The organism is [Empedobacter] haloabium (assembly GCA_008011715.2).
GTDB lineage: Bacteria > Pseudomonadota > Gammaproteobacteria > Burkholderiales > Burkholderiaceae_D > Rugamonas > Rugamonas haloabia.
Genome location: CP136508.1, coordinates 358,886 through 377,702 on the forward strand (window position 1 = coordinate 358,886; position 18,817 = coordinate 377,702).

The 18,817-nt window shown below is 63.4% G+C and carries 20 protein-coding genes; 12 read left to right on the top strand and 8 right to left on the bottom strand.

Translation table 11 applies throughout. From position 1 onward, the window contains the following. The first annotated feature begins 34 nt into the window (after nt 1-34). The 7 genes from recA to E7V67_001595 all read left to right on the top strand — a co-directional run bounded on the left by recA (nt 35) and on the right by E7V67_001595 (nt 6,360). Nucleotides 35-1,111, top strand: coding sequence for a recombinase RecA (recA, locus tag E7V67_001565; GenBank protein WUR13820.1), 1,077 nt, complete (start codon nt 35-37; stop codon nt 1,109-1,111). A 315-nt stretch (nt 1,112-1,426) separates the two neighbouring features. After that, the gene (gene recX, locus E7V67_001570) at nt 1,427-1,888 is read left to right on the top strand and encodes a recombination regulator RecX (protein WUR13821.1); all 462 of its coding nucleotides are present in this window, start codon (nt 1,427-1,429) and stop codon (nt 1,886-1,888) included. A gap of 350 nt (nt 1,889-2,238) precedes the next feature. Further along, a complete protein-coding gene (locus E7V67_001575) occupies nt 2,239-2,829 on the top strand; it encodes a DUF2889 domain-containing protein (GenBank protein WUR13822.1) in 591 nt (196 codons plus the stop codon). A gap of 60 nt (nt 2,830-2,889) precedes the next feature. Continuing rightward, on the top strand, nt 2,890-4,059 hold the full coding sequence (gene sucC, locus E7V67_001580; protein WUR13823.1) for an ADP-forming succinate--CoA ligase subunit beta: 1,170 nt from the start codon (nt 2,890-2,892) through the stop codon (nt 4,057-4,059). Nucleotides 4,060-4,073: 14 nt separating this feature from the next. Beyond that, complete coding sequence (gene sucD, locus E7V67_001585; GenBank protein ID WUR13824.1) at nt 4,074-4,955, top strand: succinate--CoA ligase subunit alpha; 882 nt, start codon at nt 4,074-4,076, stop codon at nt 4,953-4,955. A gap of 74 nt (nt 4,956-5,029) precedes the next feature. Then, nucleotides 5,030-5,626, top strand: a complete 597-nt coding sequence (locus E7V67_001590) for an FHA domain-containing protein (GenBank protein WUR13825.1) — start codon at nt 5,030-5,032, stop codon at nt 5,624-5,626. A gap of 203 nt (nt 5,627-5,829) precedes the next feature. Then, nucleotides 5,830-6,360: a prepilin-type N-terminal cleavage/methylation domain-containing protein gene (locus E7V67_001595; GenBank protein ID WUR13826.1), complete on the top strand. Its 531-nt coding sequence runs from the start codon at nt 5,830-5,832 to the stop codon at nt 6,358-6,360. A 221-nt stretch (nt 6,361-6,581) separates the two neighbouring features. Here E7V67_001595 and E7V67_001600 read toward each other — a convergent pair whose 3' ends face one another. The 4 genes from E7V67_001600 to moaC form a co-directional block, all read right to left on the bottom strand. Next, complete coding sequence (locus E7V67_001600) at nt 6,582-7,709, bottom strand: hypothetical protein (protein WUR13827.1); 1,128 nt, start codon at nt 7,707-7,709, stop codon at nt 6,582-6,584. Between the two features lie 182 nt (nt 7,710-7,891). Next, nucleotides 7,892-9,052, bottom strand: coding sequence for a class C beta-lactamase (gene ampC / locus E7V67_001605; GenBank protein ID WUR13828.1), 1,161 nt, complete (start codon nt 9,050-9,052; stop codon nt 7,892-7,894). 66 nt (nt 9,053-9,118) lie between these two features. Continuing rightward, a complete protein-coding gene (locus E7V67_001610) occupies nt 9,119-9,832 on the bottom strand; it encodes a flagellar brake protein (GenBank protein ID WUR13829.1) in 714 nt (237 codons plus the stop codon). Between the two features lie 142 nt (nt 9,833-9,974). Next, on the bottom strand, nt 9,975-10,451 hold the full coding sequence (gene moaC / locus E7V67_001615) for a cyclic pyranopterin monophosphate synthase MoaC (GenBank protein ID WUR13830.1): 477 nt from the start codon (nt 10,449-10,451) through the stop codon (nt 9,975-9,977). A gap of 155 nt (nt 10,452-10,606) precedes the next feature. On the opposite strand from moaC, the gene E7V67_001620 reads away from it, so the two are divergent. Then, on the top strand, nt 10,607-12,253 hold the full coding sequence (locus tag E7V67_001620) for a M48 family metalloprotease (protein ID WUR16208.1): 1,647 nt from the start codon (nt 10,607-10,609) through the stop codon (nt 12,251-12,253). Nucleotides 12,254-12,399: 146 nt separating this feature from the next. On the opposite strand, the gene E7V67_001625 is transcribed toward E7V67_001620, so the two are convergent. From E7V67_001625 to E7V67_001640, 4 genes are read right to left on the bottom strand one after another with little or no spacing between them, the layout of a single operon-like run. After that, entirely contained in the window at nt 12,400-12,987 is a 588-nt protein-coding gene (locus tag E7V67_001625; protein WUR13831.1) for a DUF2946 family protein, read from the bottom strand. Between the two features lie 3 nt (nt 12,988-12,990). Further along, a complete protein-coding gene (locus tag E7V67_001630; protein ID WUR13832.1) occupies nt 12,991-13,971 on the bottom strand; it encodes an alpha/beta fold hydrolase in 981 nt (326 codons plus the stop codon). Nucleotides 13,972-14,020: 49 nt separating this feature from the next. Further along, nucleotides 14,021-14,440, bottom strand: a complete 420-nt coding sequence (locus E7V67_001635; GenBank protein WUR13833.1) for a DUF3225 domain-containing protein — start codon at nt 14,438-14,440, stop codon at nt 14,021-14,023. A gap of 19 nt (nt 14,441-14,459) precedes the next feature. Continuing rightward, a complete protein-coding gene (locus E7V67_001640; protein ID WUR13834.1) occupies nt 14,460-14,651 on the bottom strand; it encodes a zinc-finger domain-containing protein in 192 nt (63 codons plus the stop codon). A 191-nt stretch (nt 14,652-14,842) separates the two neighbouring features. Here E7V67_001640 and E7V67_001645 point away from each other — a divergent pair, with 191 nt between their 5' ends. The 4 genes from E7V67_001645 to pyk all read left to right on the top strand — a co-directional run bounded on the left by E7V67_001645 (nt 14,843) and on the right by pyk (nt 18,748). After that, the gene (locus E7V67_001645) at nt 14,843-15,586 is read left to right on the top strand and encodes an AzlC family ABC transporter permease (GenBank protein ID WUR13835.1); all 744 of its coding nucleotides are present in this window, start codon (nt 14,843-14,845) and stop codon (nt 15,584-15,586) included. Continuing rightward, the gene (locus E7V67_001650; protein ID WUR13836.1) at nt 15,583-15,912 is read left to right on the top strand and encodes an AzlD domain-containing protein; all 330 of its coding nucleotides are present in this window, start codon (nt 15,583-15,585) and stop codon (nt 15,910-15,912) included. Before E7V67_001645 ends, E7V67_001650 begins: the two co-directional genes overlap by 4 nt. A gap of 69 nt (nt 15,913-15,981) precedes the next feature. Then, nucleotides 15,982-17,199 (top strand): phosphoglycerate kinase, encoded by a 1,218-nt coding sequence (locus tag E7V67_001655; GenBank protein WUR13837.1) that lies wholly within the window; start codon nt 15,982-15,984, stop codon nt 17,197-17,199. A gap of 100 nt (nt 17,200-17,299) precedes the next feature. Beyond that, nucleotides 17,300-18,748, top strand: a complete 1,449-nt coding sequence (gene pyk / locus E7V67_001660; protein ID WUR13838.1) for a pyruvate kinase — start codon at nt 17,300-17,302, stop codon at nt 18,746-18,748. Nucleotides 18,749-18,817 lie beyond the last annotated feature (69 nt).

Below are 18,817 nucleotides of genomic sequence, written 5' to 3' on the forward strand. Positions count from 1 at the left end.
CGGCTGAACGAAACGATATAGACGAAGGAAGATCATGGACGACAAGAAAGCGGCAGTACCTGCATCGGAAAAGGCCAAAGCGCTTGCCGCGGCGCTGGCTCAGATTGAAAAGCAGTTCGGCAAGGGCTCCGTGATGCGCATGGATGCCAGTGCTCCGCTGGAAGAAGTGCAGACCGTGTCCACCGGCTCCCTGGGCCTGGACATCGCGCTGGGCGTCGGCGGCCTGCCGCGCGGCCGCGTGGTCGAGATCTATGGTCCGGAATCGTCGGGTAAAACCACGCTGACCCTGCAGACCATCGCCGAGATGCAGAAAATCGGCGGCACCTGCGCCTTCATCGACGCGGAACACGCGCTGGACGTGACGTACGCCCAGAAGCTGGGCGTGAACCTGCACGAGCTGCTGATTTCGCAGCCGGACACGGGTGAACAGGCACTGGAGATCTGCGACGCGCTGGTGCGTTCGGGCTCCGTGGACATGATCGTGGTTGACTCCGTCGCGGCCCTGACGCCACGCGCCGAGATCGAAGGCGACATGGGCGACTCGCTGCCGGGCCTGCAGGCCCGCCTGATGTCCCAGGCGCTGCGCAAGCTGACCGGCACGATCAACCGCACCAACACGCTGGTCATCTTCATCAACCAGATCCGTATGAAGATCGGCGTGATGTTCGGCAGCCCGGAAACGACGACGGGCGGTAACGCGCTGAAGTTCTACGCCTCCGTGCGCCTGGACATCCGCCGCACCGGCTCGATCAAGGCCGGCGACGAGGTGATCGGTAACGAAACGAAGGTCAAGGTCGTCAAGAACAAGATCGCGCCACCGTTCAAGGAAGCGCACTTCGACATCCTGTATGGCGAAGGCACGTCCCGCGAAGGCGAGATCATCGACCTGGGCGTGGAGGCGAAGATCGTCGAGAAGTCCGGCTCGTGGTACAGCTACGGCGGCGAGCGCATCGGCCAGGGCAAGGACAACGCCCGCACGTTCCTGAAAGAGCGTCCGGCGCTGGCCCGCGAGATCGAGAACAAGGTCCGCGCCTCGCTGGGCGTACGCGAACTGCCGCCATCGACGGACGACGGCGAAGCCCCGGCCCCGAAGCTGAAGGCCGTGGACTGATCGCGACTTGTGATCGATTTGTAACACCCCCCGCAGCGCTTGACCAAACGCCACCGACCGCCCCGCGGCGGTGGCGTTTGTTTTTTTGATCAGCCGCTACGTTGCCGGGTTTAGGGTCTGTCCCCAAAGGGGACTGACCCTGGTTTTTATCGCTAACGTGAGAGCTTCCGTAGCGCACGGGGACTGTCCCTTCGGGACTGTCCCCGGGGTTCCCGCTCCGCTGCCGCTAAAATAAGAGCGCAACGAACCGCCCATCCTTCCGCTACCCGCCCTCCATTGCTATAGTCCGGTCACTCCGACTCAAACCACCACCCCATGCCCGCCCCACCCGTCAGCCTGAAAGCCCGCGCCCTGCGCCTGCTCTCCACCCGCGAGCACAGCCGCCTGGAGCTGGGCCGCAAGCTGGCCCGCCACGCGGAAGAGGGCGAGGACGTCGAAGCCCTGCTGGACTGGCTGGAAAAAAACAAATGGCTGTCACAGGAGCGTTTCTCCGAATCGCTGGTCCACCGCCGCGCGGCCCGCTATGGCAACAGCCGCATCCTGGCCGAGCTGCAAAGCCACGGCATCCAGGGCGAAGCGCTGCAGGAAGTGAAGGCCGGGCTGGTGGAAGACGAGGTGGCGCGCTGCTGCGAAGTCTGGCGCCGCAAGTTCGGCGAAGTGGCCAGCGACGCCGAGGGCCGCGCCAAGCAGATGCGCTTCCTGATCCAGCGCGGCTTTTCGCAAAAAGCCGTGCGCGCCGCGATGAAGGGCTACGACCCCAGCGACGACGGCTTCTGAAAAGCCAGCGGACGCATAAGCCCCCGGTGACAGGCACCTGATTGCGGGCGCTGGCGCCCGCAATCAGGTGCCTGTCACCATGGGTTCCTTCGCCATGCCACAAGCTTGATTTTCCCGCCTCGACAGTTATCAACGGAAAAGTTGCAAAACCGGCATGCCCGATTCACCCCATGAATCGCCAACAGCCGAGGTTGTACGATCACATCGCTCGCCCAAGCCTGTCCGGTGTGCTACACTTTTGTAGTTTTATGCAGCACCGCGGGTGCGGTGGTTGTCCGTAGAAGCTGCGGCAACGTACTTTTCAGTACATGGCTGCTTACTAATTTGGTCGCGCAAGCGGCATCGGTCTTATGTCCCTGTCTACTCCAGTCTCACGTCGTGCGCTGCGCCATACGCGCGCCATAGACATCCAGGCGTTCGCGCGCGAGGATGGCTTGTGGGACCTCGACGCGCATATCACCGACATCAAAGTGGGCGACACCCTGCTGGCTTCCGGCTTGCGCCAAGGCGGACAGCCCCTGCACGATCTCTGGCTGCGCATCACTGTGGACAAGCAACTGACCATCGTCGACGCCGAGGCCGTCTCCGACGCCGTGCCGTACGCCGGCTTCTGCAACACGATCGGCCCGGCCTACAAGGCGCTGATCGGCCTGAACCTGATGAAGGGCTTTCGGCACGAGCTGAAAGCGCGCCTGTCCGGCATTGCCGGCTGCACGCACCTGACGGAATTGGCGCAGATTTTGCCGACCGCGGCCGTCCAGGCCTTCGCCAACGACGTGTGGCCGACGTACGACAACGCCACCGCCGTCCAGCCCAAAGAGAAACCGTTCCAACTCGACAAATGCCACGCCCTCCGTACCGATGGCGGGGCAGTTGCGCGGTTCTACCCGCGCTGGGTGGCCCAGTCCGCCAGCACGGCCCCGCTGCCGCAAGACCCGTAGCACCATTCGCACCCATTAGTACCATTAACCATTCATATCTGTATCAGAAGGGAAGCCAGCATGAAAATCCATGAGTATCAAGGCAAAGAGATCCTCCGAAAGTTCGGAGTGACGGTTCCGCGCGGCATTCCGTGCATGACCGTGGAAGAGGCGGTGAAAGCTGCCGAGACGCTGGGCGGCCCGGTATGGGTGGTGAAGGCACAGATCCACGCCGGTGGCCGTGGCAAGGGCGGTGGCGTGAAAGTCGCCAAGTCGCTGGAACAGGTCAAGGAATACGCCGACCAGATCATGGGCATGCAGCTGATCACGCACCAGACCGGCCCTGAAGGCCAGAAGGTCCGTCGCCTGATGATCGAAGAAGGCGCCGACATCAAGAAGGAACTGTACGTTTCGCTGGTGACCGACCGCGTGTCGCAGCGCGTCGTGCTGATGGCGTCCTCCGAAGGCGGCATGGACATCGAGGAAGTGGCCGAGTCCCACCCGGAGAAGATCCACAACGTGATCATCGATCCGGCCGTGGGCCTGACCGACGCGGATGCCGACGACGTCGCCCGCAAGATCGGCGTGCCGGAAGCCTCGATCGCCGATGCGCGCGCCAACCTGCAAGGCCTGTACAAGGCGTACTGGGAAACCGACGCGTCGCTGGCTGAAATCAACCCGCTGATCCTGACCGGCGACGGCAAGGTCATCGCCCTGGACGCGAAGTTCAACTTCGACGCCAACGCCCTGTTCCGTCATCCGGAAATCGTCGCCTACCGCGACCTGGACGAAGAAGATCCAGCCGAAGTCGAAGCATCGAAGTTCGACCTGGCCTACATCTCCCTGGACGGCAACATCGGCTGCCTGGTGAACGGCGCCGGCCTGGCCATGGCCACGATGGACACCATCAAGCTGTTCGGCGGCGAGCCAGCCAACTTCCTGGACGTGGGCGGTGGCGCAACGGCCGAGAAAGTGACCGAAGCGTTCAAGATCATGCTGAAGAACCCAGGCCTGAAAGCCATCCTGGTGAACATCTTCGGCGGCATCATGCGTTGCGACGTGATCGCCGAAGGCGTCATCACCGCATCGAAGGCTGTCTCCCTGCAGGTTCCGCTGGTCGTGCGCATGAAGGGCACCAACGAAGACCTGGGCAAGAAGATGCTGGCCGACTCCGGCCTGCCGATCATCTCCGCCGACACGATGGAAGACGCAGCCAAGAGCGTTGTCGCCGCTGCTGCCGGTAAAGCATAATTTAAGGAACCAACATGTCTATTCTGATCAACAAAGACACCAAAGTCATCACCCAGGGCATCACCGGCAAGACCGGCCAGTTCCACACCCGCATGTGCCGCGACTACGCGAACGGCAAGGAAGCCTTCGTCGCTGGCGTGAACCCGAAGAAGGCCGGCGAAGACTTCGAAGGCATTCCAATCTACGCCTCCGTGAAGGAAGCGAAATCGGAAACCGGCGCGACCGTTTCCGTGATCTACGTGCCGCCAGCAGGCGCCGCCGCCGCGATCTGGGAAGCCGTCGAAGCCGAACTGGACCTGGCTATTTGCATCACCGAAGGCATTCCAGTCCGTGACATGATGGAAGTCAAGGACCGCATGGCCAAGGCCGGCTCCAAGACCCTGCTGCTGGGCCCGAACTGCCCAGGCCTGATCACGCCGGACGAGATCAAGATCGGCATCATGCCAGGTCACATCCACAAGAAGGGCCGTATCGGTGTCGTGTCCCGTTCGGGCACGCTGACGTACGAAGCCGTCGGCCAGCTGACGGCACTGGGCCTGGGCCAGTCGTCCGCGGTCGGTATCGGCGGCGACCCGATCAACGGCCTGAAGCACATCGACGTGATGCGCATGTTCAACGACGATCCTGATACCGACGCGGTCATCATGATCGGCGAAATCGGCGGTCCGGACGAAGCCAATGCCGCACGTTGGATCAAGGACAACATGAAGAAGCCGGTGGTCGGCTTCATCGCTGGCGTCACCGCTCCTCCGGGCAAGCGCATGGGCCACGCCGGCGCGCTGATCTCCGGCGGCGCCGACACGGCACAAGCCAAGCTGGAAATCATGGAAGCCTGCGGCATCAAAGTGACGAAGAACCCGTCCGAAATGGCGCGCCTGCTGAAGGCCATGCTGTAAGAAACGCAGTCATCCTGCCAATAGCTGGATAATGACGGGGGCGCGAGCCCCCGTTTTTCATTTGGAGGACCAATTTGGCGAAGATCCTGATTTCCCGTGACGGCATCCTGGAGCGGACGGTACCGCTGACGAGGGAGCGCATGACGATCGGGCGCCAGCGCTACAACGACATCGTCCTGGAACACCCCACCGTCAGCGGCGAGCACGCCGTCATCACGACGATCCTGGACGACTCCTTTCTGGAAGACCTGTACAGCACCAATGGCACGTTCGTGAACGGCCACCGCATCGGCAAGCACTACCTGCAGCACCGCGACATCATCAAGCTGGCCAAGTACCGCATCGAATTCGTCGCCGACGGCATTCGCCCGCTGACGGGTGCGGCGCTGTCGCCGGCCGCGCTGCACCCCGCCCCCGCCGTCATCGAAGTGCTGAACGGCAGCAATGCCGGCAAGCGCCTGGCGCTGACGAAGCCGCACACCAGCCTGGGCCGCAGTGGCGTGCAGGTGGTGGTCATCAGCCGCACGGCCGCTGGCTATGCGGTCGCCCACACGGAAGGGGAGCGGGCGCCGCTGCTGAACGGCGCGCCGCTGGGAGCCCAGCCGCAAGCGCTGGCCGACGGTGACGAACTGGACCTGTCGGGAACGCGCATGGCGTTCCGGTTGAACTGACAAAAATCGTCAGCTGACCCATTGCGCAAGCCGATGTGACAATTTGTGAGAATCGATCTGACAAAAAACGTCAACTCAACAGCGGCGAACTCGGCAAAACTTGCTTGAACTTCTACGAAACTGACGGAAATGGGCCTGGCACGGCGATTGCTGTATGTCATATGTCCTACCCCAATTCGTCTTTAACCCCGAAGGAGCAGCAAATGAAATCCATGCAAACGATGAAGCAACAAGCCCAGGCCGGCTTCACCCTGATCGAACTGATGATCGTCGTCGCCATCATCGGCATCCTCGCTGCCGTCGCGATTCCGCAGTACAGCAACTACACCGTGAAAGCCAAGATTGCCAACGCGCTGACCGCCGCCGACTCGCTGAAGTCCGCCGTCGGCATGTGCATCCAGGAAACCAGCGGCGACAAAGACGCCTGCGACAACGGCGCCAACGGCATCCCGGCCGCTGCCGCTTTCACGGCCACCAAGGAAGTGTCCGCAGCGACCGTCACCGACGGAAATATCGAACTGACCCTGACCGACATCGGCAAGGGCACCTCCGCCAAGAAGATCACGATGACGTCGAACGTTGGCGGCAGCAACATCACCTGGACCAACACGACCGACATCACCGCTTCCGACAACTCGGCAGCAGTGGAAGCGATCACGAAGAACAACCCGCCTGCCGCAACGGGTACGGGTACGGGTACCGGCACCGGCACCGGCACGGGTACGGGCACCTAAGGTCTCGTAGCTGTTAGAACTGCTCAATGCAATGCCGTTCAGTGTAGGCTGAACGGCATTGTTTTTTTTTCGATTCTGAAAGCGCCGGATCAGCGCCCCTGTTGCATCGCCTTCGCCACGATTTGCGTGGCGGACAGCGGGCAGACGAGCCCCATGGGAATGCCGGGACAGGTCAGAGGAAAACGCCCCGCAGCCCTGACCGACCCGCCCACATGTGCTGCTTACTTAGCTAATGGGTGGGGATACTGGTAAGGCTTGTAGTCTGGCCGTTCGCTCAGGACGTACTCACGGTTCAGACCTACTGTCGTCGCGCACTCGCTGGAAACGGCGCTGTCGGGCGTCTCCCAAATGTACACCAGCTTATCCTGGCAGGCTCCGCCTTCCTTCATCAGTTTGATAGGGTATGCGATGCCGGTATTGAAGGTATTTTTGAAAATCACGCCTTCGCCACCGCGGATGCCGATGGCAGCAAAATTTCGCCCACTGATCAAGTTGGTCGAGATCGTGTTTTTATAGATTTCAAAGCTGCGGGTGCCAAATTTGCTGAAAGTTTTTCCGTGCGCATCGATCTGCTGGAAATCCTTGGTCCGGTCATCGGCTTGGACCGTGTTGTAACGGAATACATACCGCGCGCCAGAGTTGGAGGCGATATGATGGCGGTTGCCGTACATAATGTTATCTTCAACGAAAACGGCATGTTCTGAACCGAACGCAAGTGCTGGCCACTCATCATTGCCGTACACGGCAACGCCATAACCAAGATTGTGGACTTTTTGATGGTAGTTGTTCAGGAAGTTGTTTTTGTAGATGACGCCACGCTGCCTTTCTCCTCCCCTCACCTCCACGCCGGCAAACACGAAATTCGTGAACGCGGAACGAGCCACTCGAAAGTCGACACAACCGCCAATCAGCCCCAGGCCACGATCTTCGCTGGACGGCTCGTAGGCACCAACCAAGGTGATACCTGAAAATGCCACAGGCTTCGTATTGTCGCCGTAGCACTCGAAGCGCACCAGGAACTTCGGGCTCGTCAGGATCGCCGTGCGCCGCAGCTTCGTATTGTCGCGACCAGCGCCTTTCAACTCGATTCCCGTTCGGATCACCAGTTCGTTGTCTGCCCAGTCGCAGTCGCCTGCCGGGATGACGACGGTTTGACCATCCTTCGCCGCCGCGACCGCATTTTGCACATCTGCGAATGCGCAGCTACCAGCAGGAATCTCGGCGGTAGTCGTCGACGTGGGAGCTTCGGCGGCCATCGACCCTGTGGAAGCCAGGCCGAGCAGCAAGACCGGCATGGCCAGCAGCGACGTCCGATAGCGTGCGGGGGGTGTGTAGCGACTGTTGTGCATATCGATTCCCTGAGATGAATATCCTGCCCCTAGCATTCCAACTGGCAGCCGCTTATGGTCGAATGCGATGGCCACCGGCCGGGGTGAAGAGGCAGTAATATTTAGTTATCATAAAAATAATATAATAGCATCCCGGCGTTTTAAAGCAATTATTTTTCGAAATACCCTGGAATAAGCGTGGCTCACTTGCTTATCGCCACCTTCGTCGCAAGTCGCTCCAGGATGGCATATCCAGCCTTTACCCGAGAGGGAATCGGATAATTTCGGTTGGCCAGCATGACGATGCCGATTTTTTTCTCCGGCACGAACAGTACGTAAGCGCCGAATCCCCCGGTCGAGCCGGTCTTGTTATACAGCGTCGGGCCTGCGGGAACGCTTGCTCTCTTCAGCCGCCGCACCGGATGGCGCTCCCAGATCATGCTTTCCGAGTTCCCATCCAGCAGCGTCCGCAGCTTGACGGGGTAAGCGTACTGCTCCCAGCCCAGCCCTTGCACCATGGCGCCGACACGGAAGTGGCCGACGTGCGTGCCCTCGACGGCGCGCCGCAGCACCGGCTCGAGCTGCTGCGGCGCCATATTTGCCTGCACGAAGCGCAGCAGGTCGGCAGCGGTGGCTCGCACGCCGTACGTTATCGCGCTGAACGGCTCCTCGGTGAAATGCACGGCCTTGCCATCCTGGTAGCCCCACGCGTAGTTCGGCCGCGCGGTGTCGGGCAGATTGACGTAGCTGCTTGTCATGCCGAATGCCGGGAACAGGATGGTCTCGACGGCCTCGGCGTAATCGCGCCCGAGCGCGCGCGCCGTCACGTGGCCGAACAGTCCCAGGCTGGGGTTGGAGTATTCGCGGCTCTTGCCTGGCGCGGCCGCCGGCTTCCAATCACGATAGTAGCGCGCCGGTTCCGGGTCCGTCAGCTCATCCGGGAACTGCAGCGGCAGGCCGCCGGGCGTGTAGGTGCCCAGGTGCAGCACGGTTGCCTTGTCGATGGCGCTGCCTTTCAGGGCCGGCCAATATTTGCTGGGATGAGCCGCCAGCGACAGTTTGCCCTGCACCTGGGCCCAGCTGGCCAGGGTCGCGGCAAACGTCTTGCTGACGGAGCCGATCTCGAACACGGTGCGCTCGTCCACCGGCTTGTTGTCCGCGCGCGAGGCGAGACCGTAGTTGAAGATGGCGGACTGCCCATCCACCGTGACGGCCACGGCCATGCCGGGCAGGTCGTGTTCGGCCATCAGGGGGCGGACGGTCTCGTCGACGATGGCGCGCAGGGCCGCCGGATCGGGCGCGGCGGAGCCGGTCAACGGCAGCAGCAGGAGCAGGGAAGTAGTGCGGCGGCGCAGGGCAGTCAAGGCTTTTCCTCGAAGGGATGAAAGCCTGTCAGGTTATCGGAAAAGCAAGGCCGCGACAACGCGCGGCTAGACGATCTTCTGCCGGTCCGCGATCAGCGCTTCGTAGGTCAGGTTCTGCAGCATCAGGTAGTGCGCGTGATCCAGGTCGGCGAACTGCAGCCCGTACGAGAACAGCGGCGGCAGGTTCGGCCCGGGCGCCTTGGCCGTGCCGGCGTTGCGGATGATGGCCTTGGTGGTGACCATGACCTCGCGGTTGCCCGGCTGTGTAATCAGGGTGAAGCGCAGCACGACGTCGCCGGTGTTTTGCGCCAGCTCGTGCGCCGTCTCGACCAGCGCGCCGGAAACGCTCAGGTTGACGATGAACACGCGCTGGTCGATCCCGGCGCTGCCCTTGAGCTGGGCGGGAATGTCGACCTTGACGCGCATCGCCGTGCGCAGGTTGGTGCCCTGGATCTGGTCGGGGAAGGAAACGTGGGCGTAGTACAGCGGCCGCTGGAACACGCGCTGTACCACGCAGGAGAACGAGCACACGTTCACGCCGGAGAACACGCGCAAGGTCAGCTTGTCGCCCTCGTTCAACGCGATGGGTGCGCCGTTTTCGAACGGGATCTTGACGATCAGGTACTCGTCCTTGACCCAGCCGACGACGCTGGAGAAGTGCTGGATGGGCTTCAGGGTGCGATGCGTAATGAACTGTACGCGCCCGCCCACCTGCAGGTTCATCTGCTCGAATTCATACACGCGGGGAGCGTTGTCACCCGCAGGCGCACTGCTACTCATCTGACTCTTTCCACACCAGAGAAACAGATATTATAGCTGTGGCAATCACCAAGTCTCAGAAATCATACCCTGGAGGCAACGCAAATTTACGTATCGTATCGCGTGTCCAACGTAGGAAACGTGCAGGATTGTGCAGCCGCCATTACGCGCTCCAATCCCCTGACTTCCCACCGTGCTTTTCCCGCACCCGGATTTCGCTCATGACCATGCCCCGATCCACGGCCTTGCACATGTCATACACCGTCAACAACCCCACCTGCACCGCCGTCAACGCCTCCATCTCGACGCCAGTCTTCCCATAAGTCTCCACCTGCGCCCGGCAGTGGACAGACGAAGCCGCCTCGTCGGTCTCGAAATCGACGGTCACCCGCGTCAGCGCCAGCGGATGGCACAGCGGCACCAAGTCGCTGGTGCGCTTGGCGCCCATGATGGCGGCGATGCGGGCGATGCCCAGCACGTCGCCCTTCTTGGCCGTTCCCGATAAAATGATGGCCAAGGTTTCCGGCTTCATGCGGATGGTGCCGGTGGCGATGGCGATGCGGTGGGTTTCGGCCTTGGCGCCGACGTCGACCATGTGGGCCTGGCCGGCGTTATCGAAGTGGGTGAGCTGGTCGGACATATGGTGGAATCTTGTTAGTAAGTGAAACTAAGTGAAACGGGGCCATCTCGGCCGCAGTCGGAACGAACAGGTATCATAGCACCGTGAATGCCACCCATTTTCCCCGCCGCCTGCTTGCCGTCGCGGCCGCCTTGCTGATCGCCACGCCCGCCGCCATGACGGCGCCGCAGCCGCTGGCGCCCGCCAACGTGCCGAACCTGCCCAGCCTGGGCGACACGTCGCGCGAGGCCCTGTCGCCCGTCACCGAGCGCAAGCTGGGCGAGGAGATCATGCGCGACATCCGCTTCGACCGCGACTACCTCGACGATCCGCCCATCATCGAGTACCTGAACGCGCTGGGCAACAACCTGGTGGCGGCGCGGCCCGGTTCGCGCGGCGAGGCCAACTACGACTATTTCTTCTTTTGCGTGCGCGATCCGATGCTGAACGCGTTCGCGCTGCCGGGCGGCTTCATCGGCGTGCATTCCGGGCTGCTGCTGGCGGCGCAGACGGAGTCCGAGCTGGCGTCGGTCCTGTCGCACGAGATCGGCCATGTGGCGCAGCGCCATATCGCGCGCCAGCTGGGCGAGCAGAAAACCGATGCGCTCATTCCCTTGGCGGCGATGGTGCTGGCGGCGCTGGCGGCGAAATCCAATCCGGATGCGGCGATGGGCGTCATGATGGGCGGGCAGGGCCTGGCGATCCAGCGCCAGCTGAACTTCGGCCGCGACGCCGAACGCGAAGCCGACCGCATCGGCTTCCAGATCATGGGCGCGGCCGGCTACGAGACCAATGGCATGGTGGCGTTCTTCCAGCGCCTGCAGACGGCCACGCGCAACTACAGCGACCTGGTGCCCGCCTACCTGCAAAGCCACCCGCTGACGACCGAGCGCATCGCCGACATCCAGGCGCGCATTCGCGAGCAGCCCTATCGCCAGCGGGTCGACGCGCTGGACTTCTTCCTCGTGCGCGCCCGCGCCCGCGTGCTGCAGGACACGTCCAGCAAGGGTCTGGCGGAGACCGAGGAATTCCTGCGCAACCAGTTGCAGCAGCCCAGCCGGCACCAGATCGCGTCGGCCCAGTACGGCATGGCGATCCTGGCCTTGAAGCGCCGCGATTACGCTGGCGCGCAAAGCTGGCTGGACAAGACTGCCGCGACGATCGAGCGTCCCCCGGCGCCGGGCGCGTTCAGTTCGCCACTGCCGAAAGGCGTTGCGGACAGTGTGCTGGCCTATACCTCGCTGGAGATCAAGGTCGACCAGGAGGACAAGCCGGCCGTGATCGCCCAGGCCATCCGCGAAGGGGAGGTGGCGCATGCCAAGTTCCCGCTGTCGCGCGGCATCGTCTGGCAGTATGCGGACGCGCTGATCAAGGGCGGCAAGCCGGAACAGGCCGAACGCTTCCTGCGCGACCAGTTGCAGATGTACCGCAGTGAGCCGGAGCTGCAGGATTTGCTGGCGCAGGCGTATTCGAAGATGGGCAAGATCGCATTGCAGCACATCGCATTGGCCGAGTCGTACGCGCTCTTGGGCGGCACGCAGGCCGCGCTGGACCAGCTCGTATTGGCGCGCAAGGCGCCGGATGCGTCGTTCTACGAGCACGCCGTCATCGATGCGCGCGAGCGCGAGTGGCAGGCCAAGCGGCGCGAGGCGCTGGGCGAGAAGGGCAAGGACAAGGGGTTTGCCGTCAGCGGCAGCGTGAAGGCCGCGCCGGCGCAGGAGATGCAGGAGCCCGCCGATCCTTCATGCCGCGGCATGCTGGCCGATTCGCCACGTTGCGCGGCAGTGCCACGGCAGACGCCCTGGGGGCAGCAGCGGCGGTAGGGCAACCGAAATACTTTCTGCATGCCGCGGGCCTTGTTGCACCCACCTGCGAAGAGCCGGGGACAGACCCGGCGGGTCTGACCCCAGATTCAGGTCTTGGGGTGAAAAATGCGCAAGCGGGTCGCTGAACGCATCACCGACGTCCGTCAAGCCGCAGGCAGCTTCACGAACCCCAGCCGCGCTGGCACCTCGTCCCGCGCGATGCGTTCAACGTTCACCGCCGCGCCACCGATCCGCACCGTCAGCATGCCCTGCGGCCGCTCGATCCATGCCAGCAGCGCGTCATCCGCCAGCGGCTTGCCATCGAGCTCGAACCATTCCAGCGCCTGCGCGAAGTCGCGGTCGTCCAGTTGCGCGACGGTCTCGCCCGCCTGCAGGATCAACTCGCCCGCCTCGGTCAGGAACGCCGCCTGCGGCGCCGGCAGCGGCGCGCCCGTGTGCAGCACCAGCCCCTGGGCAGGATCGGTGCGGGCGACAAAAGGCGTCGCTTCCAGGTTCAGGAACACGCGCTGCGGGCCGTTCTGGAAGAACCAGCAGCCGCGCTCGTCGCGCTGATAATTGCGGTTGATGAACCCTACCAGCGCCGTGTTCGTCAGCTTGTCGCCCGGCAGATCCTGCTGCTGCGCGCGCTCGTCGCGCATGCGCCAGTTGCCGCGCGCGTCCAGCGCCAGCCAGCCGTAGCAGTGGGGTACGTTGGGCCATTTGGCCATTGCCTGTTTTACGATATCGTCCATGGTTCAAGCATCGCACAGCGCGGCCGTTTGCGGCGCGCCGATACTGCGGCCTCCCTCGAGGAAGTGGATCATGCGGCGCGGCAGCCAGGCCAGGCTGCCGGGCAGGCGGCCGGTGGCGAAGCCGACGTGGCCGCCTTCGGCCGGGTAGTCCAGCACCACGTGCGAGGACGCCTTCGTCGGCAGGAATTGCCCCGGCAGGAAAGGGTCGTTGCGGGCGTTCAGCACCAGGGTCGGCACCGTGATGTCCTCCAGCACGTGCTTGGCGCTGGCGCGGTTCCAGTAATCCTCCACGTTGCGGTAGCCGTGCAGCGGCGCCGTGACGATATTGTCGAAGGTGTAGAGGTCGGCCGCCGCATGCATCGCATCGAGATCGAACAGGCCGGGGAACTGCGTGTGTTTCGCCGCGCACTTCGGTTTCAAGGTCTGCAGGAACATGCGCTGGTAGACCTTGTTGAAGCCGCGCCCCAGCGCCTCGCCGCCACGCGCCAGGTCGAGCGGGGCGGACACGGCCACCGCCGCATCGACGAATTCCGCCGTGTGCTGCGATTCGCCCAGCCAGCGCAGCAGCACGTTGCCGCCCAGCGAGACGCCGCAGGCGTAGAACTTGCCCGTCGCGCGCGGGTGCAGGCGGCGCAGGATCCAGTCGGCCTCCTGCGCGTCGCCGGAATGGTAAAAGCGTGGCGCCAGGTTCGGTTCGCCCGAGCAGCCGCGGAAGTGGGGAATCGCGCCGGACCAGCCACGCGCCACCAGTTCCGCACCGAGGGCGCGGCAGTAATGGCTGTCCGACGAGCCTTCCAGCCCATGGAACAGCACGACAAACGGCGCACCGGGCGTGCCGTCGATGAAGTCGACATCGATGAAGTCGCCATCGGGCGTCGGCCAGCGCTCGCGGCGCAAGGCCACGGCCGGCTTCGGGATGCACTTGGCGGGGTAGATCGTCTGGAAGTGACCGTTGGGCAGCCACAGCGGCGCAGAATATTTCATGGAAAAGATTTCCTGAAAAATGGGGTCTGTCCCCATTTTTGAAGAAACATCAATGCAGAATCTGCGAGGGGGGCTCGGCCGGCACGGCGCCGGGCGCGACGGAGACGTGGTGCAGCACGATGCGCCAGCCCTTCGGCGTCTTCATGTAAACGTTGGTGGCGACCAGGTGCTGCGGCTCGCCCTGCGCGGCCGTGACACCTTCGACGACCGTGTGCACCGCGCTCATCAGGTTGTGCGTCTCGTGCAGCTGCGATGGCAGGATGTGCAGGCCGCCGTGTTCCAGCAGCATCGTCCACGATTCGCGGATCGCGCGATGGCCGATCAGGCGGGCGCCGCCCGGGTGGACGCAGACGACTTCCTCGTCGTCGGCCCACAGTGCCATCAGCGCTTCCACGTCGGCGCGGTTGAGCGCGTCGTAGAAGGCCGCTTCCACCTCGGCGGGGCTGCCGTTCAGCTGTTTCTTCTTCATCGCGCGCGGCCGGACAGGATCAGTGGTGATGAACGGCCGTGCCCGGCTTGATGCGGTAGGCGGTGCCGCAGTAGGGGCACTTCGCCTCGCCGTTGGCGGCGAAATCAAGGAACACGCGCGGATGGCCGGACCACAGCGGCATGGCCGGGTTCGGGCAAAATGCCGGCAGATCCTTACCTTCGAGTTCGACTGGCGTGGTGGCGTTGCTCATGTTCTGATGCTCCGGAGTTCAAAAAGCACGATTTTAACGGATTCGGGCAGCGCCCAGCATTCGCCGCTAAAATGACGGCCTTCGAGAACCCCCGTCCAAGCCATGCGCCAGGGCCAGGCCGGGATACCTTTCATGCAGCAGCCGCCAGCCATCGTTTCCAATGTGTGGCAGGGAAGCCACACTTAATGCAGATGAGCGAAGCAAGCGACGTAACGACCCCCGATCCTGCCGCCTGGCGCGACGGCGTCAGGACCGGTATTCCCACCCTGTTCGGCATCGGCGCATGGGGCCTGGTCGTCGGGGTCGCCATGATCAAGTCCGGGCTGACCTTGCCGCAGGCGCTGGGCATGACCTTGATGGTCTTTGCCGGCTCCGCCCAGCTGGCCTCGCTGCCGCTGATCGCCGCCGGCGCGCCGATCTGGGTCATCTTCGCCACCGCGCTGGTCGTCAACCTGCGCTTCGTGATCTTTTCCGCCTTGCTGGCGCCGCATTTCGGCATGCTGCCGTGGTACCAGCGCCTGCACCTGGGCTTTGTTTCCGGCGACATCTCCGTCGCGCTGTTCCTGCAGCGCTACCCGGACCCCGCCCCGGCGCCCGGCAAGCTGTCCTATCTGAAAGGCCTGCTGTACCCGAACTGGGGCGCGTGGCAGGTCGGTTCCATCGCCGGTATTTTCCTGGGCAACGCGGTGCCGGCCGAATGGGGCCTGGGTTTTGCCGGCACGCTCGCCATCATCTGCGTGATGGTGCCGATGGTCGTCAGCCGGCCCGCGCTGTGCGGCGTGCTGGTGGCGGGCGCCGTGTCGGTGCTGGCCGCAGGCTTGCCTTATAAACTGGGATTGCTGGCCGCGGTGCTGATCGGCATGATCACCGCCATGGCCGTCGAGGAGCTGGGCGACAAGTTCGCGCCAGCCGCGCGCAAGGAGGGGCAGGGATGAGCGACGTCGAAATCTGGATCGTCATCGTCGCGCTGGCCATCTCCACGGCGATCACCCGCAGCGGCTTCTGGCTGGTCGGCCACAAGGTGACGATCCCGCGCCGCGTGCAGGAAATGCTGCGCTACGCGCCCTCGTGCGCGCTGGCCGCCATCATCGGCCCGGACCTGCTGCTGGAGCCGTCCACCCAGGCGTTCACCTTGCTCAATGCAAAGGTGTTTGCCGGCATCGCCGCAGTGGGCTGGTACCTGTGGCGCCGCAATATGCTGGAGACGATCGTGTTCGGCATGTTGTTTTTCACGGCGCTGAGGCTGTTGCATTTGTTCTAATGGATAAGTCGGCAACCCCGCGACTGCGGTAAAATAGCAGTCTTTCTACCACTTGTCCTTTGGGAAACCATGCAAGCTGTTCTGAACTTCACTCGCCTCGACGATCTGATCGCGCAAAACGCGCTGCAAGGCAAGCGGGTTTTCATCCGCGCCGACCTGAATGTGCCGCAAGATGATGCCGGCAACATTACCGAAGACACCCGCATCCGTGCCTCCGTGCCGGCTATCCAGGCCGCCGTGAAGGCCGGCGCCAAGGTGATGGTGACGTCCCACCTGGGCCGTCCGACCGAAGGCGAGTTCAAGCCGGAAGACAGCCTGGCGCCTGTCGCCGCGCGTCTGGCCGAGCTGCTGGGCCAGCCAGTGGAACTGAAACAGAACTGGGTCGACGGTGCCGGCCTGGACAACCTGCAGGATGGCCAGGTCGTGCTGCTGGAAAACGTGCGTGTCAACAAGGGCGAGAAAAAGAACAGCGACGAGCTGGCCCAGAAGATGGCCAAGCTGTGCGACGTCTACGTCAACGACGCGTTCGGCACCGCCCACCGCGCCGAAGCCTCGACCCACGGCATCGCCAAATTCGCGCCGATCGCCGCCGCCGGCCCGCTGCTGGCCGCCGAGCTGGACGCGCTGGGCAAGGCGCTGGGCGCGCCGGCCCGTCCGCTGCTGGCCATCGTTGCCGGCTCGAAAGTGTCGACCAAGCTGTCGATCCTGAAATCGCTGGCCGACAAGGTCGACAACCTGATCGTCGGCGGCGGCATCGCCAACACCTTCATGCTGGCCGCCGGCCTGAAGATCGGCAAGTCGCTGGCCGAGCCGGACCTGGTGGAAGAAGCGAAAGCCATCATCGACCTGATGGCCAAGCGCGGCGCGCAAGTGCCGATCCCGACGGACGTGGTATGCGCCAAGGAATTCTCGCCCACGGCCGCGGCAACGGTGAAAGCCGTGGCGGACGTGGCGGATGACGACATGATCCTGGACATCGGCCCGGAAACGGCCAAGGCCCTGGCCGCGCAGATCGCCGCCTCCGGCACGATCGTGTGGAACGGCCCGGTCGGCGTGTTCGAGTTCGACCAGTTCGGCAACGGCACCAAGACCCTGGCGCTGGCGATTGCCGAGTCGAAAGGCTTCTCGATCGCCGGTGGCGGCGACACGCTGGCCGCGATTGCAAAATACGCTATTACCGATAAAATTGGTTATATCTCGACCGGCGGCGGCGCCTTCTTGGAGTTCCTGGAAGGCAAAACCCTGCCGGCGGTGGAAGTGCTGGTGTCCCGCGCCGGCGGTCAGTAACGGCCGGCCAGGATGGAGCGCAGCGCCCGGTCGCCAGGCCCGCTGCGCTTTTTGTCCGCTTTTTCTCGTTTCTCTTCAACCACCGCTCAAGGAACCCCCAATGTCCCGTGGCACTAAAATCGTCGCAACCATCGGCCCCGCTTCCACCGACCTGCAAGTGTTGACGCGGATGATCCGCGCCGGCGTGGACGTCGTGCGGCTGAACTTCTCGCACGGCAAGGCGCAGGATCACATCGATCGTGCCAACCTGGTGCGGCAGGCGGCGGCGGAGTGCGGGCGGGAAGTGGCCATCATGGCCGACATGCAGGGTCCAAAGATTCGCGTCGGCAAGTTTGAAGAGGGCAAGATCAACCTGGCCAACGGCGACAAGTTCATCCTGGACGCCAAATGGGGCGAAAACGGCGAACTGGGCAACCAGGAACGTGTCGGCCTCGACTATAAAAACCTGCCGAACGACCTGCGTCCGAAAGACGTGCTGCTGCTCAACGACGGTTTGATCGTGCTGATCGTCGACAAGATTGTCGGCAGCGAGATCTACACCACCGTGAAAATCGGCGGCGAGCTGTCCAACAACAAGGGCATCAACCGCCAGGGCGGCGGCCTGACGGCGCCGGCGCTGACGGCGAAGGACATGGAAGACATCAAGACGGCGATGAGCTTCCAGGCCGACTATCTGGCCATTTCGTTCCCGAAAAACGCCACCGACATGGAGATGGCGCGCCAGCTGGCGAACATCGCCGGCGAACCCTACGGCCACAAGCCGCAGATGATCGCCAAGATCGAGCGCGCGGAAGCCATTCCCGCGCTGCAGGAAATCCTGAACGCCTCCGATGGCATCATGGTCGCCCGTGGCGACCTGGCCGTCGAGGTGGGCAATGCCGCCGTGCCCGCGCTGCAAAAGCGCATGATCCGCATGGCGCGCGAATCGAACAAGATCGCCATCACCGCCACGCAGATGATGGAATCGATGATTTTCAACGCCGTGCCCACGCGCGCGGAAGTGTCCGACGTGGCCAACGCCGTGCTGGACGGCACCGACGCCGTGATGGCGTCGGCCGAAACCGCTTCCGGCCGCTACCCGGTGGAGACCGTCGAAATGATGGCCGCCGTCTGCGTGGAAGCCGAGCGTTCCGAATACAACAAGCTGGATGCCGATTTCCTGAACGTGCGCTTCACGCGCATCGACCAGTCGATCGCCTACGGTGCCCTGTTTACCGCCCACCACCTGAGCGTGAAGGCGATCGTCGCCCTGACCGAATCCGGTTCGACGCCGCTGTGGATGAGCCGTCACAATATCGACACCCCGATCTTCGCCCTGACGCCCAGCGTGACCACGCAGCGCAAGGCTTCGCTGTACCGCAACGTGCGCGCGCATTATCTGCTGCAGCAAGGCACGAGCCGGGACGTGCTGAAGCAGGCCGAAGATCTGCTGGTCGAGCATGGCATTGCGAAGAAGGGCGACATGATCGTCGTTACCTGGGGCGAACCGATGGGACAGGTCGGCGGCACCAACGCCCTGAAGATCGTCAAAGTAGGCGAGTTCAGCTAGGTCGCACCCAGCCAAGGCGGGCGCCCGGTCACGAGCTGCGCAGCCCGCCGCACAGGTTTTTATTTGATT